Origin of the sequence: Paraburkholderia ultramafica (genome assembly GCF_902859915.1) — a bacterium.
GTDB lineage: Bacteria > Pseudomonadota > Gammaproteobacteria > Burkholderiales > Burkholderiaceae > Paraburkholderia > Paraburkholderia ultramafica.
The window spans coordinates 71,974-86,608 of the sequence record NZ_CADIKK010000011.1 but is presented as its reverse complement, the minus strand read 5'-3'; the positions used below and the strand labels follow the sequence as shown (position 1 = coordinate 86,608).

The 14,635-nt window shown below is 64.3% G+C and carries 13 protein-coding genes and 3 pseudogenes; 10 read left to right on the top strand and 6 right to left on the bottom strand.

Annotated features, from left to right (window positions below; genetic code table 11):
* Positions 1-53 precede the first annotated feature (53 nt).
* Positions 54-1,325, bottom strand: coding sequence for a glucose-1-phosphate adenylyltransferase (gene glgC / locus HV744_RS13605; protein ID WP_175150020.1), 1,272 nt, complete (start codon positions 1,323-1,325; stop codon positions 54-56).
* Between the two features lie 397 nt (positions 1,326-1,722).
* Between glgC and HV744_RS13600 the strand changes: the two genes are divergently transcribed.
* The gene (locus HV744_RS13600) at positions 1,723-2,829 is read left to right on the top strand and encodes an alpha/beta fold hydrolase (RefSeq protein ID WP_175150019.1); all 1,107 of its coding nucleotides are present in this window, start codon (positions 1,723-1,725) and stop codon (positions 2,827-2,829) included.
* Positions 2,830-2,964: 135 nt separating this feature from the next.
* On the opposite strand, the gene HV744_RS13595 is transcribed toward HV744_RS13600, so the two are convergent.
* Positions 2,965-3,960, bottom strand: a complete 996-nt coding sequence (locus HV744_RS13595; RefSeq protein WP_175150018.1) for an LLM class flavin-dependent oxidoreductase — start codon at positions 3,958-3,960, stop codon at positions 2,965-2,967.
* A gap of 319 nt (positions 3,961-4,279) precedes the next feature.
* Here HV744_RS13595 and HV744_RS13590 point away from each other — a divergent pair, with 319 nt between their 5' ends.
* The 3 genes and pseudogenes from HV744_RS13590 (at position 4,280) to HV744_RS13580 (ending at position 6,651) form a co-directional block, all read left to right on the top strand.
* A complete protein-coding gene (locus tag HV744_RS13590; RefSeq protein ID WP_425497708.1) occupies positions 4,280-4,489 on the top strand; it encodes a hypothetical protein in 210 nt (69 codons plus the stop codon).
* Positions 4,422-5,053 (top strand): annotated as a pseudogene (locus HV744_RS13585) (cysteine dioxygenase family protein). The gene HV744_RS13590 and the pseudogene HV744_RS13585 overlap by 68 nt, the downstream one beginning before the upstream one ends.
* Complete coding sequence (locus tag HV744_RS13580) at positions 5,050-6,651, top strand: rhodanese-related sulfurtransferase (RefSeq protein WP_175150017.1); 1,602 nt, start codon at positions 5,050-5,052, stop codon at positions 6,649-6,651. Before HV744_RS13585 ends, HV744_RS13580 begins: the two are co-directional and overlap by 4 nt.
* A gap of 78 nt (positions 6,652-6,729) precedes the next feature.
* Here the strand turns inward: HV744_RS13580 and HV744_RS37260 are convergent, their stop codons facing one another.
* Both HV744_RS37260 and HV744_RS37255 read right to left on the bottom strand, forming a co-directional pair.
* Positions 6,730-7,011 carry a hypothetical protein gene (locus tag HV744_RS37260; protein ID WP_246279040.1) on the bottom strand — a complete coding sequence of 94 codons (282 nt, stop codon included), beginning with the start codon at positions 7,009-7,011 and terminating at the stop codon, positions 6,730-6,732.
* A 40-nt stretch (positions 7,012-7,051) separates the two neighbouring features.
* Positions 7,052-7,642: pseudogene (locus HV744_RS37255) on the bottom strand (LysR family transcriptional regulator); the annotation flags it as partial.
* 278 nt (positions 7,643-7,920) lie between these two features.
* Between HV744_RS37255 and HV744_RS13570 the strand changes: the two are divergent.
* The 3 genes and pseudogenes from HV744_RS13570 to HV744_RS13560 form a co-directional block, all read left to right on the top strand.
* Positions 7,921-8,076, top strand: a pseudogene (locus HV744_RS13570) (aliphatic sulfonates ABC transporter substrate-binding protein); the annotation flags it as partial.
* A 627-nt stretch (positions 8,077-8,703) separates the two neighbouring features.
* Positions 8,704-9,255 (top strand): hypothetical protein, encoded by a 552-nt coding sequence (locus HV744_RS13565; protein ID WP_175150016.1) that lies wholly within the window; start codon positions 8,704-8,706, stop codon positions 9,253-9,255.
* Between the two features lie 17 nt (positions 9,256-9,272).
* Entirely contained in the window at positions 9,273-10,226 is a 954-nt protein-coding gene (locus HV744_RS13560) for a patatin-like phospholipase family protein (RefSeq protein ID WP_175150015.1), read from the top strand.
* Between the two features lie 30 nt (positions 10,227-10,256).
* Here HV744_RS13560 and HV744_RS13555 read toward each other — a convergent pair whose 3' ends face one another.
* Both HV744_RS13555 and HV744_RS13550 read right to left on the bottom strand, forming a co-directional pair.
* Positions 10,257-11,537: a type II toxin-antitoxin system HipA family toxin gene (locus tag HV744_RS13555; protein ID WP_175150014.1), complete on the bottom strand. Its 1,281-nt coding sequence runs from the start codon at positions 11,535-11,537 to the stop codon at positions 10,257-10,259.
* On the bottom strand, positions 11,527-11,865 hold the full coding sequence (locus HV744_RS13550; RefSeq protein WP_175150013.1) for a helix-turn-helix transcriptional regulator: 339 nt from the start codon (positions 11,863-11,865) through the stop codon (positions 11,527-11,529). The genes HV744_RS13555 and HV744_RS13550 overlap by 11 nt, the downstream gene beginning before the upstream one ends.
* A gap of 457 nt (positions 11,866-12,322) precedes the next feature.
* Here HV744_RS13550 and HV744_RS13545 point away from each other — a divergent pair, with 457 nt between their 5' ends.
* The 3 genes from HV744_RS13545 (at position 12,323) to HV744_RS13535 (ending at position 14,602) form a co-directional block, all read left to right on the top strand.
* A complete protein-coding gene (locus tag HV744_RS13545; protein WP_175150012.1) occupies positions 12,323-13,012 on the top strand; it encodes an ABC transporter permease in 690 nt (229 codons plus the stop codon).
* A gap of 6 nt (positions 13,013-13,018) precedes the next feature.
* On the top strand, positions 13,019-13,732 hold the full coding sequence (locus HV744_RS13540; protein WP_175150011.1) for an ABC transporter permease: 714 nt from the start codon (positions 13,019-13,021) through the stop codon (positions 13,730-13,732).
* Between the two features lie 78 nt (positions 13,733-13,810).
* Entirely contained in the window at positions 13,811-14,602 is a 792-nt protein-coding gene (locus HV744_RS13535) for an ABC transporter ATP-binding protein (RefSeq protein ID WP_175150010.1), read from the top strand.
* The last annotated feature ends 33 nt before the right edge of the window (positions 14,603-14,635 follow it).

Sequence of the window (14,635 nt, the reverse complement as noted above, 5' to 3'; positions counted from 1 at the left end):
TTATTACGGTCGGCGCCGGGCCACGCGCGGCGAGCGGCGGCAGCCGGCCGGCCTTACTCCATCGTCTGCTTCTGCCGCAACGCCTCGGGCGTGACCAGCACGACGCCGTCGTCGGTCCGATAAAAGCGTTCGGCATCCGCTACCGGATCTTCGCCGATCACCGTGCCGTCCGGTATCGCGCAGCCGCGGTCTATCACCACTTTCTGCAGCCGGCAACTCGCGCCGACGGTGACTTGCGGCAACAAGACTGCCTCATTGATATTACAGAACGAACTCACTTTCACATTCGACGACAGCACCGAGCGCGAAATCTGCGAGCCCGAGATCACGCAGCCGCCGCACACGATCAGGTTGTTGCCCGTGCCTTGCAACCCCTTCATGTCGCGCACGAACTTCGCGGGCGGCAACTGTTCCTGGTATGTCCAGATCGGCCAGTTGCGGTCGTACAGGTCGAGCGTCGGGATGGTGGACGCGAGATCGAGGTTGGCGGCCCAGTACGCGTCGATCGTGCCGACGTCGCGCCAGTACGGCTCCACGTTCGGGTCCGACGACACGCACGACATGCTGAACGGATGCGCGATCGCCGAGCCTTGCGTGACGACGCGCGGCAGGATGTCCTTGCCGAAGTCGTGATCGGTATCGATGCTGGAGATGTTCTCTTCGAGCAGCGCATACAGATAGTCGGCGCTGAACACGTAGATGCCCATGCTGGCGAGCGCCGTATCCGGGCGGCCGGGCATCGCCGGCGGGTCGGCGGGCTTTTCGACGAAGCCGGTCACGCGGCGGTTTTCATCCACCGCCATCACGCCGAACGCGACGGCGTCCATGCGCGGCACCTCGATGCATCCGACCGTGCAGTCCGCGCCGCTTTCCGCGTGATCGGCGATCATCCGCGTGTAGTCCATCTTGTAGATGTGGTCGCCCGCCAGCACCACCACGTATTTCGGCCGGATCGAGCGGATGATGTCGAGGTTCTGGAACACCGCGTCCGCGGTGCCGCGATACCAGTGCGCGCCTTCCACGCGCTGTTGCGCCGGCCACAGGTCGATGAATTCGCCGAACTCGCCGCGCAGGAAGCCCCAGCCGCGCTGCAGATGGCGCAATAGCGAATGCGCCTTGTACTGTGTGACCACGGCGATGCGGCGAATGCCGGAGTTCAGACAGTTGGAGAGCGCGAAGTCGATGATCCGGTATTTACCGCCGAAATGCACCGCCGGCTTGACGCGCTTGTTGGTGAGGGGTCCGAGCCGCGTGCCTCGTCCGCCCGCGAGGACGATGGCGAGAGTGGAGCGCTGGATGTCGTTCAGCCGTGCCGGAGTGTCCATGTCTGTCTCCTGATTAGTATGCCCCGGATGATCTGGTCGCTTGCTCTGCGCTGATGATTCGTCCTGCCAGGCGCTCCGTCTTTGCGGACGCGTCCGCTAGTTCTACACCGATTGGCCGCAAGCGCGTACTGTGAATTGTGCGGACGCCGCCCGCGCGCCCATCTTGCGCACGATCGGCTCTTGCATGGCGGGCATCCGCGCGGCACGACACATAGAGCGCAAGGTGAGGCGTCGCAATATGTATGCCAAACCGGCCGATACGGCGGCCGGCCTGCGCGAGCGGCAGCAGGGTCGGGCGGCGCGTCGTAGAATCGTGCGCTGCTGGCCGGAGGTTCAGGCGCGTACGCCGCCCGAACCCGGCATGTCCTCCGCTGCGTCTTTCTTGCAAAAAATATCAATGAGTTTTCGCCGCTATACCCTGCTTGCCCTGTTGAGCGTCTGCGCGTGGGTCGTTGCGCCCGCCGTTTCCTCTGCTACAGCCGCCACGCCGGCGAACGGCGCGGCGGCGTCGAGCCAGGCCAGCCCGGTCGCCGCCGGCGCCGCCGCCGACCATGCCGGTCCGGCCTACGGTCCCGAACTGCAGGGCTTCAACTATCCCGCGCCGGTCGAGCGGTTCGACTTCACGTCGCAAGGCCTGCCGCTGCAGATGGCGTACATGGACGTCAAACCGGCGCATCCGAACGGCCGCACGGCGGTGTTGCTGCACGGCAAGAACTTCTGCGGGGCGACGTGGGACGCCACCATTCATCGGCTGAGCGACGCCGGTTATCGCGTGATCGCACCGGACCAGATCGGCTTTTGCAAATCGAGCAAGCCCGAGCACTATCAGTACAGTTTTCAACAGCTCGCGCGCAACACGCATGCGCTGCTCGAATCGCTGGGTGTGAGCGACGTCACGATGATCGGCCATTCGACCGGCGGCATGCTGGCGATCCGTTACGCGCTGACGTATCCGCACGCGACGCAGCAACTGGTACTGGTGAACCCGATCGGTCTCGAGGACTGGAAGGCGAAGGGCGTGCCGTCGCTGTCGGTCGACCAGTGGTATGAGCGCGAGTTGAAGACGAGCGCCGACGGCATCCGCCGCTACGAGCAATCCACCTATTACGCGGGCCAGTGGCGCGCGGACTATGAGCCGTGGGTGCAGATGCTGGCGGGGATGTACCGTGGCCCGGGCAAACAGATTGTCGCGTGGAATTCGGCGCTGCTGTACGACATGATTTACACGCAGCCGGTGGTTTACGAACTTGGTCAGTTGAGCATGCCGACGCTGTTGCTGATCGGGCAGAAGGACGTCACCGCGATCGGCAAGGATGCCGCGCCTGCGGCGGTGCGCGCGAAGATCGGCCATTACCCGGAATTGGGCAAGGCGGCCGCGAAGGCGATCCCGCATGCCACGCTCGTCGAATTCGCGGGGCTGGGGCACGCGCCGCAGATGCAGGATCCGCAGGCGTTTCATCAGGCGCTGCTGGAAGGGATGGCGGCGGTGTCGGCGAATCACTGAATTCGCTGCTGAATGAGCCGCTGAGTTTGAGCCACCGAATCCGAGCCACTGAATCTGAGCGACTGAGTCAGCAACTGATTCGAACGAATAAAGAAGGGCGGCCATCGGCCGCCCTTCTTTCGTTTGCCCGCGCTGTTACTTGCTGGCCATCAACTCTTCGCGCACTTGCGCGCCGATCTCGAACGAGCGCAGCCGCGCGTTGTGATCGTAGATCTGCGCGGTGAGCATCAATTCGTCGGCGCCGGTCTGGTCGATGATCGACAGCAGTCCTGCGCGTACCGCATCACGATCGCCGAGCACGGTGCAGGCGAGCGAGTGCGCGACGCCGTTCAACTCCATCTCCGACGCTTCGAGCCGCTCGACCGGCGGCTGCAATTGACCCGGCGTGCCGCGTCGCAAGTTGATGAACTGCTGCTGCAGCGAGGTGAACAGACGCTGCGCTTCTTCGTTGGTGTCGGCGGCGAACAGATTGACGCCGACCATCGCATACGGTTTGTCGAGTGTCGCAGACGGCCTGAATTGCGAGCGATAGACCTGCAACGCGGTGAGCATGTAATCGGGCGCGAAGTGCGATGCGAACGCGAACGGCAGGCCGAGCGCCGCAGCCAACTGCGCGCTGAACAGCGACGAGCCGAGCAGCCACAGCGGCACATGCAGCCCCGCGCCCGGCACCGCGCGAATGCGCTGGCCGGGCACGGGATCGGCGAAATAGCGTTGCAGCTCGACGACGTCGTCGGGGAACGAATCGGCGCTGTTTTGCAGGTCGCGGCGCAGCGCGCGGGCGGTGCTCTGATCGGTGCCCGGCGCGCGGCCGAGGCCGAGATCGATCCGGCCGGGATACAGCGACGCGAGCGTGCCGAACTGTTCGGCGATGACGAGCGGCGCGTGGTTCGGCAGCATGATGCCGCCGGAGCCGACGCGGATCGTCTTCGTGCCGCCGGCCACGTGGCCGATCACCACCGACGTGGCCGCGCTGGCGATACCCGTCATGTTGTGATGTTCCGCCAGCCAGAAGCGCCGGTAGTTCCAGCGTTCCGCTTGCTGGGCGAGGTCGAGCGTGTTCCTGAATGCGTCCGCCGGCGTGGCGCCCGCGATGACTGGCGAGAGGTCGAGGACCGAGAAGGGGATCATTGTCTGTTTACTTGCTGTTTGCGGCGCTTTCGCGCGATGGGGCATTGTGGCAAAGGTTTGGTTTTTCTGCTGACGGTGAGCGGATGCCCACGTTCTTCGAAGGGGGTTTGTTTGCCTTCGTGCAAACACGGCGGGCAAAACACTTCAGTTGCAGCCCCGCAGCGCCTGGCCGTTACATGCAAAGCCGGTATAGATATGGCCGATCAATATTTAACAGGCGCATGGTGCACTGCTACCTCAAACCCCTCGAACAGCGTCATGCAGCCAGCGAAACACGCCACCGCCCCGCCGGGCGGAAACCATGCACGGAGACATCGACGTGTCCATCGAATTCATCGGCATGATCCAGACCCGCAAGGTCTCTGAAACCCACGCGCCGCAAAATCCCGTGATCGACATCGGCTATGCGGAGCAATTCGCCCCCGCACACGAAGCCGCGGGCTTCGACCGCATCCTCGTCCATGACCAAAGTTTTCAGGCCGGACCGGCTGCGCGCGTTCGTCAGCCGGATCGCGTCGCTCGTCGATGAAACGGCGCATGATGAAGCAAACGACGCAGCACATAACGACGCACATACCGACCCACATAGCGAGACACGCAAGGAAGCGCATCTGCTCGAGGCCGGCGCCGCCGCATTACGCGAACTGATCGCCCACGACGACTGGTTGCCCGACGCGTTCGCGCGGCCCGATCCCGAGCGGTATCAACAGTTCCTGTTGCACGCGGACTCGCGGCAGCGTTTTTCAATCGTCAGTTTCGTGTGGGGCCCCGGGCAGTCGACGCCGGTACACGATCACACCGTGTGGGGTTTGATCGGCGTGCTGCGTGGCGCGGAAATTGCACAGGCTTACCGTGTCCACCGGGACGGCGCGCTGGCTACGCGGTGTCGCCGCGTATCGGCGACCTCCATCGCGTGAGCAATGCTTTTGGTGACCGTACGTCGATCAGCATTCACGTGTACGGTGGAAACATCGGTGCGGTGACGCGCTCGGTCCATACCGGCGGCGCGGGCCGCAAGGCTTTTATCTCAGGCTATTCGAACGAGCTGTTGCCGAATATCCGGGATGTTTCGAGGGAGTCTCTGATCTCATGAGCGTCAATAACGAATTCCGTACCCGATCATTCGAAGACGTGCGCTTCACGCTGATCGAACGTGACGAAATCGCGCTCGTCGATGTGCGCGAGGAAGATCCGCACGCTCGCAGTCATCCGCTTTTTGCCGCCAATCTGCCGTTGTCGCGGCTCGAACTGGACGCGCCAGTACGCTTGCCGCGCGTGGCGGTGCCGATTGTCGTGTTCGACGCCGGCGAAGGTCTCGCCCAACGCGCCGCGCAACGTCTGACCGAACTGGGCTACACCGACGTCGCGTTGCTCGAAGGCGGTCTGCAAGGTTGGCGCGAGGCCGGCGGCGAGCTGTTCCAGGACGTCAACGTGCCGAGCAAGGCGTTCGGTGAACTGGTGGACAGCGTGCGCCATACGCCGTCGCTCACCGCGCCGCAGGTGCAGGCGTTGCTCGATCGCGAAGCCGACGTGGTCGTGCTCGACGCGCGCCGCTTCGACGAATACCAGAACATGAACATTCCCGGCAGCATCAGCGTGCCGGGCGCCGAACTGGTGCTGCGCGCGCGGCAGCTGGCGCCGAACCCGGCCACGCGGATCATCGTCAATTGCGCGGGGCGCACGCGCAGCATCATCGGCGCGCAGTCGCTGATCAATGCGGGCGTGCCGAATCCGGTCGCGGCGCTGCGCAACGGCACGATCGGCTGGACGCTGGCGGGTCAGGCGCTCGCGCACGGCAGTTCGCGCCGCTTCGAGCCGATCGTCGACGACGCGCTTCGTCTCGCAACCGCGGACGGCGCCCGCGCGGTCGCGGATCGCGCGAAGGTGGGCCGCACGTCGCGCGACGAAGCGCGCCGCTGGGCCAACGAAGCGGTACGCACTGTGTATCGCTTCGACGTGCGCACGCCGGAGGAATACGAAGCGGGCCACGTGCCTGGTTTTCGCAGCGCGCCGGGCGGCCAGCTGGTGCAGGAAACCGACATGTTCGCGCCGGTGCGCGGCGCGCGCGTGATCCTCGCGGACAACGACGGCGTGCGCGCGAACATGAGCGCATCGTGGCTCGCGCAGATGAACGTCGAGGTGTACGTGGTCGATGGTCTGACGGCCGCGGACTTCGGTGAAAAAGGCGCGGCGCCACCCGCGCGTCATGCGCCCACGCCGCCCGCCGTCGACGAGATCGCGCCGGCCGAACTGGTCACGCTGCTGCAATCGCCGGGCACGGTCGTGCTCGATTTCACGAGCAGCGCGAACTATGTGAAGCGGCACATTCCGGGCGCGTGGTTCGTGATTCGCGGCCAGCTCGACGCTGCGTTGCGCAAGTTGCCGGATGCCCGGCGCTATGTGGTGACCTGCGGCAGCAGCGAGCTCGCGCGCTTTGCCGCGCCTGAGCTGGCCGCGTCGAGCGGGCGGCCGGTGCAGGTGCTCAGCGGCGGCACGGCGGCCTGGATCGAAGCGGGCTTGCCGCTCGAGAGCGGCGAGACGCGGATGGCGTCGCCGCGCATCGATCGTTACCGGCGTCCGTACGAGGGCACCGATAACGCGCGCGAAGCGATGAACGCGTATCTGGAGTGGGAGTATGGGCTCGTCGCGCAGCTTGGACGCGATGGCACGCATGGATTTCGCGTGATCTGAGCCGTTCGTCCGGGCGAGGCGGATGGGCAGATGCGGATGAGCCATTGAGCCGTTGAGCAGGCAGGGGCAGCGTGCAACTCACGCGGCGCGCTGCCTGCGTGTGTCCTTGAATTGCCGTTCGATCGCCGCGCCGAATCGCTCGACCGGCTGTTGCAGCTTGCCGAGCACGCGCGGCCGCACGAGCCAGATATCGATGAGCGGCTTGAAGTCGCTGAGCGAGACGATGTCGAGCGCGTCGGCGTGTGCGCTGGCACGCAGCAGCGGCAATGGCACGAGACCGAGTCCGTTGCCGGCCGCGACCAGTTGCAGTTGCAACCCGGTGCCGGGCGTTTCCAGATTGAGCTTGAGCGCGAGCCCCAAAACCGGTCAGCGCGCGTTGCAGCCCGTCGCGAAAGCCGCAGCCATCCGGATTCAACACCCAGCCAATCGACTGGCATTCGGCGAGCGTATGCGCGCGCTTTCTCAGCATGCCTTTCTGCGCGACCACCGCGAGCTTGATGCGGCCGAGCGAGCGTGCCGACAGCGTGTCGTCGAAGGTCTTGTTGCTGGGCAGCAGGATCGCGGCGGCGTCGAGTTCGCCCTGTTCGAGCCGTTGCAGCAACTGGCTGCCCCAACCGGTCGACGCGCGCGCCTGCAGATCGGGGTAGGCCGCTTTCAGATCGCGCATCGCGCCAGTGAGCGCAATGTCGGCAATGGTCTGCGCGACGCCCACGCGCAGCGTGCCGACCGGTGGCGTGTCGGTGGCGACGATCTCGCGCAGCACGTCGAGTTCGCGCTGGATCACGCGGCATTGTTCATAGACGATGCGGCCCGCAGCCGTCGCCTTGAGCGGACGTGTATTGCGGTCGAGCAGTTCGACGCCGAGCGCCTCTTCGAAATTTTGCAGACGGCGCGTGATCGCCGGTTGCGTGAGGCCGAGCGCGAGCGCCGCCTGTTGCAGCGATTGGCAGCGAATCACGGTGACGTATGCGTCGATTTCGTCGATCTTCATGATGAAATGTGACGGGGTGAGGGCGCCAAAGAATGCGTTCGATGATACCCGCGGTGCTGCGCACGCACGCATTGCCTCTGAATAAAATTCGCATATTTGCTTGGAAGAATAATGCGTTTGTCTTATACAGATGCGTACCTTATCGTCGATGGCAATTCACCTCATGCCATCAGGCAAGCGCCGCCATGACGACTTTCCGTTTTTCCTTCGCGATCCTCTCTGTTTCACCACGCGCGTGGGCGAGGCCGCTCGGCGCCGTTGCGCCGGCGATATCGGCAATGCTGTGCGCCGCGCTTGCCCGCGCGGCCGGTCTGCCGGTGCTGAAGGTCGGCGATCAGGCTTTGCAAACGCGCGGCATTCTCGAAGCGTCCGGCCAGTTGGAAGACCTGCCGTACCGGATCGAATGGTTCAACTTCCCGGCGGTGCCACCGCTCGCGAGCCTGGCCGGGGTTCGAGCAGACGCGCGGCCGTATCGCGCACGGTTCGGATAGCTTCCCGCACGACGCAAATCATCTGCCAATTCGGTGTAAACGCGCTCTCGTCTAAATCGTCCAATGCGATTAGATTATCTGCACTTGGAAGGCTTATCGAGGGACCAGGGCGGCCAAACAAGCAGCGGTTTGCCATTCCGGCGATGGCGCAAGGTGAGCAGCCAAGGTTGCTCACCGCTTCGTCCGGAACCAGACCGCTGCGCGTCGTCCGCGGTGCTTCGTAGCTGGCGGCTTGAGGGCCGCTTTCACGTTCCGGTTGACTGTATCGACCGACCTGGCGACGCTGCTGTACAGCGTCGCCTTTTTGCTTGTGGCAACGCTTTTCACCGCGGCTTCGCCGTATGCCGCGCAGCCTTCCCGATCCCCACGTGTTTCGCTCAGCCAACTCGCACGGCGCGCTCTGCGCGCCGCCGTGCCGGCCTCGCTCGCGGTTTTCTCCGTGCGCGGTTATCCTGTAGCACGCCCCGAAGGAAGTCCCGTTGGGAAACGTACTGAAGGAAGTGCCCTCGAGGGCACACACTACACACCAGAATGCGCGCGTTTGCGGCGCATCCAGACAGGGAACTCGCTGTGAGCCTCAAACTGCTTACCGTCGTGATGCTGGCCGCGTGCGTCGCGCTCACCGGCTGCGACGATCAACAGAGCGACCGCGCCGTGCAAAAACTCAAGGACTTCTTCAACGCCATCAAGCCGGATGCGTTGTTACTCAAGGACATGACGCCGGGCGTCACGACCGAAGCGCAGATCCGCGACCAGATGGGCAAGCCGGAAACCGAGCGCACGTTCACCGATGGCTCGAAGCGCTTCGAATATCCGCGCGGCCCGCAAGGGCTGAACACCTACATGGTCGACATCGACCGTGACGGCAAACTGCAAGCCATCACGCAGGTGCTGACGGCCGCCAACTTCGCGAAGATCCGCATGGGCATGAGCGAGGACGAAGTGCGCCGGCTGCTCGGCAAGCCCGGTGAGATCGCGGTGTTTCCGCTCAAGCCGGAAACCGTGTGGAGCTGGAAGTGGCGCGAACGCGGCGTGACCGAGGAAGGTATTTTCAACGTGCACTTCGACCAGAATCTGAAGGTCTACACAACATCGCGTTCGGACGTGATACGAGGGCGATAGAAGAAAGCGGGGTAACAATGATACGTCGACGTCGGTACAGCCGTATCGGGCTGGTGTTGGGGGGCGGCGCCGCGCGCGGTTGGGCGCATATCGGCGCGATTCGCGCGCTGCATGACGCGGGCATCAAGCCCGATGTGGTGTGCGGCACGTCGATCGGCGCGCTGGTGGGCGCGGTGTACGCGAATGGCGACCTCGACTGGCTCGAAGAGTGGGTCTCGCGGCTCACGTGGCAGACGGTGGTGCGTCTGCTCGATCTGCGCATCTCGGGCGGCCTGCTCGGCGGACGCAAGGTGATCCAGCTATTCGCGGACAGGTTCAACGGCCACTCGATTGCGCAGTTGAACATGCCGTTCGCGGCAGTCGCCACCGAACTCGATACCGGCCGCGAAATCTGGTTGCAGGACGGCAGCACGATCGACTCGGTGCGCGCGTCGATTGCGATTCCCGGCATTTTCACGCCGGTGTGGCACAACGGCATGTGGCTGGTGGACGGCGGCCTGTGCAATCCGGTGCCGGTCTCGGTGGCGCGCGGCATGCGCGCGGACTGCGTGATCGCGATCGACCTGAACAACGATATTCTGAACGGCCGTGACTTCGGCGGCGCAGTCGTAGAAACGCCCGCGCTCGATCCGGGCGCGCCGCCGCCGGTTGCGCTGCGCCGCAACGGCAAGCCCTGGCCGCGCTGGCTCGCGCCGGCCGACGCGAGCGTCACCGGCGACGTGCGCGTGGCGCCCGCGCCGAGTGCCCGCGTGCCGTCGATGCTGAGCTCGATCGCGCAAAGCATCGACATCATGCAGGTGCGGATTTCGCGCAGCCGCCTCGCAGGGGAGCCGGCGGACATCCTGATTCAGCCGCGGCTGGGCGGGATGGGGATCTTCGATTTTCACCGCGCGGCGCCGGCGATCGAGGAAGGGCGCGCGGCGGTCGAACACATGCTGCCGGCGATTCGCGCGCGGCTGGGGATCGACTAAGGCCGGCCCCGCGCGAGCCCGCCGTCGACGCTATTGAAGCAGCGCCGCGAGCGCCGGCGGCGCGCCTTCAAACGCAAACGGATTGAGAAACTGGCGGCGCCACATCAGATTCCTGTCGACCTCGCTCAGTTGCGCGTCGGTGCAGATCGGGTTCCAGTTATCGCAGATCACCTCGATCTGGTGCTGGGCCAGCGCCATGGCGTCGTCGTTCGACAGCAGGAAGAGCGGCGCCGCCTTCAAACAGGTGTCGATCCGGCTGAAGCGCTGATTGCCGGCGATCAGCATGGCCTGGGTGGCTTCGTTGCCCGCCCGCGCTTGCGGACAGATGTCGTAGGCTGGGGTCAGCGTCAGCTCGCGGCCGTTCCAGTAGGCCGCGTGATTGCGCGCGTGGTCGTCGGTGTTGCCGCACAGCACGTTGAACAGCAGGCGGGCAAACAGTTCTTTGAGCGTGGCTTTCGGATCGCTGAAGCGATGGCGGATCAGCGTGGCGAAGTCCTCGTAGCTCGCATAGCGCGCCATCATTTCGTCGAGTCCGAACAGCGTCAGCGCGGACACCATCGCGCGGCGCTGCCAGCCCTTCGTGGCGCGCACGCGGTCGAACCGTTCGATGAGCAGCACGTCCTTGCCGCCGACGTGCTTGAGTGTCACCGGCGCGGCATGAACACCCACTTTGGACGCGAGGCGCATCGCAATGTATTCGGCTTTCACGACGCTGTAGACGTCGCTCTGCGAAGAAAACTTCGCGATGAATTTGCGGTTGTGCGTGGTGATCATCGCTTTGGGGCGCGCGCCGCCAATCGAGCTGCCATGAAACAGCGCACGCTCCAGATCGGGACTCAGCGGCACCCCCCGCTCGACGCTCTCGACCGCATTCAGCAGATCGCTGAAAGACGCGGTGGCGGTTTCGCGCGGCACGTATTCGGTCGGCGACAACTGGAAGTCGAGCGCGCCGATGCGATCCGAGCCGGACTCCAGCAGATAGGTCAGCTCGTCCAGGTCGGTCGTGTCGATCTGGGCTCCCCGCGCGCCAAGCTTGCGATTGATGATGACGCGCCGGCCCCATGCGTCCGGCGCGGCGTCGCGGATGCTGCCGGGCATCGACAGGCCGTTGGCCAGCGCGATGGTGCCGCGCTGCAGCGGCAGTTCGGGCGCATAGAGCGGGATCGCGTTGTCGCGCGCCAGGTAGCTTTGGCCGTAGTTGAACAGGATCTGCTCGCCCATGGCGGCCAGCCGGCCGGCAACCACGGGCTCGGTCGCGCCGGGCAGCCAGACCCAGACAAAAGCTTCGTGGTAGGCGGAGTCAGAAATCATCTTTCGTTTCAATGCGAGGGGCGCGCACCGCACGCGGCAGCAGCGTCAGTCTCTCCGCGTTAGCCTGGAGGACCGCTGCGAGGGTCGACGAGTCGGCATCGAAAAGGCGTACGCCGACGACGGCGGCGGCTTCGAAAACCGCTCCGATCGAACAGGATGGATCGCCTTTCTCAATCCGCTGAACGAGACTGCGGGACAGACCGGCGCGTTCGGCCAACTGCGCCATCGTGATCTTCCGTTCAAGCCGCGCGCGACGGATCAATTGCCCGAGCAGGAATGCGGCGTCCAGACTGTAGCGCGACGCGGGACGAGTGGCGATGGTGGGCATGTAAAAGCCGATTGATTCATATATGAGTCACGAAGGGCCTTCGTGACTCGTTTGTGAATCATTATGGGTGCGAGACGGCGAAAAAACAACATTTGACTCATATATGAGTCACGAGAGGCCTTCATGACTCATATATGAGTCATTGCCGCCTGTGCCGCGCGCAATTCACGCATCGGGAGGCTTGCGCGGCCTATCGAAAAAGCGACCCGAAACTTGCTAAATCGCGGCAGCGCCCGCCGCCCGCGCCTCACATTACAAAAACATATCCCCCGCAAAACCAAGCGCTACCGGCGGCCCGCCGCGCCAAAGCGCGTTATGTTGCGTTGCAACAGAGCCGGTGCCCTCTATTTGAGAAATTGATTTTCGCTTGCGAGACTCCGCGCCATGCCGGATGAGTCGGGCAGTCCCAAGCCGACGCCGTCCGTGACAACCTCAATAAACCTGGATGGAGACACGCGTGTTCCTATACGGCTTTGGTCCGGTGTTGCTGGCCGGTACGATCCAGACGATCGAGCTGTCCGTCCTGTCGCTGGCGGCCGCCGTGCTGCTCGGCCTCGCGGGCGCGGCGGCGAAACTCTCGTTCAACCGCCCGCTGCGGGCCATCGCGACCGGCTATACGACGCTGATCCGCTCGGTGCCCGACCTCGTGCTGATGCTTCTGCTGTTCTACAGCATCCAGATCGCGGTCAACGATCTCACCGACGCGCTGAATCTGCAGCAGTTCGATATCGATCCGTTCGTGGCCGGCGTGCTGACGCTCGGCTTCATCTACGGCGCGTATTTCACCGAGACCTTCCGCGGCGCGTTTCTGGCGGTGCCGCGCGGCCAGCTCGAAGCAGGCAGCGCATACGGGATGAGCGGCGCGCGCGTGTTCACGCGCATCCTGTTTCCGCAGATGATGCGCTTCGCGCTGCCCGGCATCGGCAACAACTGGCAGGTGCTGGTCAAGGCGACGGCGCTGGTGTCGATCATCGGTCTCGCCGACGTCGTCAAGGCCGCGCAGGACGCGGGCAAGAGCACCTTCAACATGTTCTTCTTCATTCTGATCGCCGCGCTGATCTATCTGGCGATCACCACGGTATCGAATTTCGTGCTGATCTGGCTGGGCCGGCGCTATTCGATCGGCGTGCGGCACGCGGAGCTCTGAGCGACCATGATCGACATTCTCAATCAATTCTGGCGCGCGTTCCTGTTCTGGGACGGTCAGCGCATCTCGGGTCTCGCGGTCACGCTGTGGCTGCTGGTGGCGTCGATCGGGATCGGCTTCGTCGTGTCGATTCCGCTGGCGGTCGCGCGCGTGTCGAAAAAGCGCTGGCTGTCGACGCCGGTGCGCCTCTACACCTACGTGTTTCGCGGCACGCCGCTCTACGTGCAGTTGCTGCTGATCTACACCGGCATCTACAGCCTCGCCTTCGTGCGCTCGCATAGCGTGCTCGACGCGTTCTTCCGCAGCGGTTTTAACTGCGCAATTCTCGCGTTCGCGCTGAACACCTGCGCGTACACCACCGAAATTTTCGCCGGCGCGATCCGTTCGACGTCGCACGGCGAAGTGGAGGCGGCCCGTGCGTATGGCATGAGCTGGTTCACGATGTACCGCCGCATTGTGATACCGTCCGCGCTGCGCCGGGCGCTGCCGTTGTACAGTAACGAAGTGATCCTGATGCTGCACGCCACCACGGTTGCATTCACGGCCACCGTGCCGGACATCCTGAAGGTGGCGCGCGACGTGAACTCGGCCACTTACCAGTCGTTCAATGCGTTCGGCCTCGCGGCGCTGCTTTACCTGGTGGTGTCGTTCGCGCTGGTGGCCTTGTTCCGCCGCGCCGAGCGTCATTGGCTGGCTTACCTGGCGGTGCGCACGCATTGAGCGCGCGCTGTTGGCCTCGGCTGGCGCCGTGCAGCGGCGCCGTCACAGATTGATCCGTATTTTCAAAGGGAGAGCATCTTGCTCCATACCACTCAGACCGAAGCTTGCAAGCTCGCGGTACAGGACATCCACAAGCGCTACGGCGACAACGAAGTGCTCAAGGGCGTGTCGCTCAACGCGAACAAGGGCGACGTGATCAGCATCATCGGCGCGAGCGGGTCGGGCAAGAGCACCTTCCTGCGCTGCATCAATTTTCTCGAGCGGCCGAACGGCGGGCAGATCGTCGTCGACGGCGAAGCGGTGAAGACGAAACCCGACCGCGCCGGCAATCTCGAAGTCGCCGATCACAAGCAGCTGCAACGCATCCGCACGAAGCTCGCGATGGTGTTCCAGCACTTCAACCTGTGGGCGCACATGAACGTGATCGAGAACATCGTCGAAGCGCCGATTCATGTGCTCGGCGTGCCGCGTCGCGAAGCCGAGGAGCGCGCGCGCGAATATCTCGAGAAGGTCGGTCTCGCGCCGCGTCTGGAAAAGCAGTATCCGTCGCATCTGTCGGGCGGCCAGCAGCAGCGCGTGGCGATCGCGCGCGCACTGGCGATGAACCCCGACGTGATGCTGTTCGACGAGCCGACCTCGGCGCTCGATCCCGAACTGGTCGGCGAAGTGCTGAAGGTCATGCAGAAGCTCGCCGAAGAAGGCCGCACGATGATCGTCGTCACCCATGAAATGGGTTTCGCGCGCAACGTGTCGAACCACGTGATGTTCCTGCATCAGGGCCGCACCGAAGAAGAGGGCTTGCCCGCCGAAGTGCTGACCACGCCGCGCAGCGAACGGCTCAAGCAGTTCCTGTCCGGCAGCCTGAAGTAACGCGCGGCTCACGTTGGCGTTTTACTGATCAGC

Excerpts from the sequence above, each read along its gene's own strand:
- glgC (WP_175150020.1), bottom strand. The coding sequence starts at position 1,325 with ATGGACACTCCGGCACGGCTGAACGACATCCAGCGCTCCACTCTCGCC.
- HV744_RS13600 (WP_175150019.1), top strand. The coding sequence starts at position 1,723 with ATGAGTTTTCGCCGCTATACCCTGCTTGCCCTGTTGAGCGTCTGCGCG.
- HV744_RS13595 (WP_175150018.1), bottom strand. The coding sequence starts at position 3,960 with ATGATCCCCTTCTCGGTCCTCGACCTCTCGCCAGTCATCGCGGGCGCC.
- HV744_RS13580 (WP_175150017.1), top strand. The coding sequence starts at position 5,050 with ATGAGCGTCAATAACGAATTCCGTACCCGATCATTCGAAGACGTGCGC.
- HV744_RS13560 (WP_175150015.1), top strand. The coding sequence starts at position 9,273 with ATGATACGTCGACGTCGGTACAGCCGTATCGGGCTGGTGTTGGGGGGC.
- HV744_RS13555 (WP_175150014.1), bottom strand. The coding sequence starts at position 11,537 with ATGATTTCTGACTCCGCCTACCACGAAGCTTTTGTCTGGGTCTGGCTG.
- HV744_RS13550 (WP_175150013.1), bottom strand. The coding sequence starts at position 11,865 with ATGCCCACCATCGCCACTCGTCCCGCGTCGCGCTACAGTCTGGACGCC.
- HV744_RS13540 (WP_175150011.1), top strand. The coding sequence starts at position 13,019 with ATGATCGACATTCTCAATCAATTCTGGCGCGCGTTCCTGTTCTGGGAC.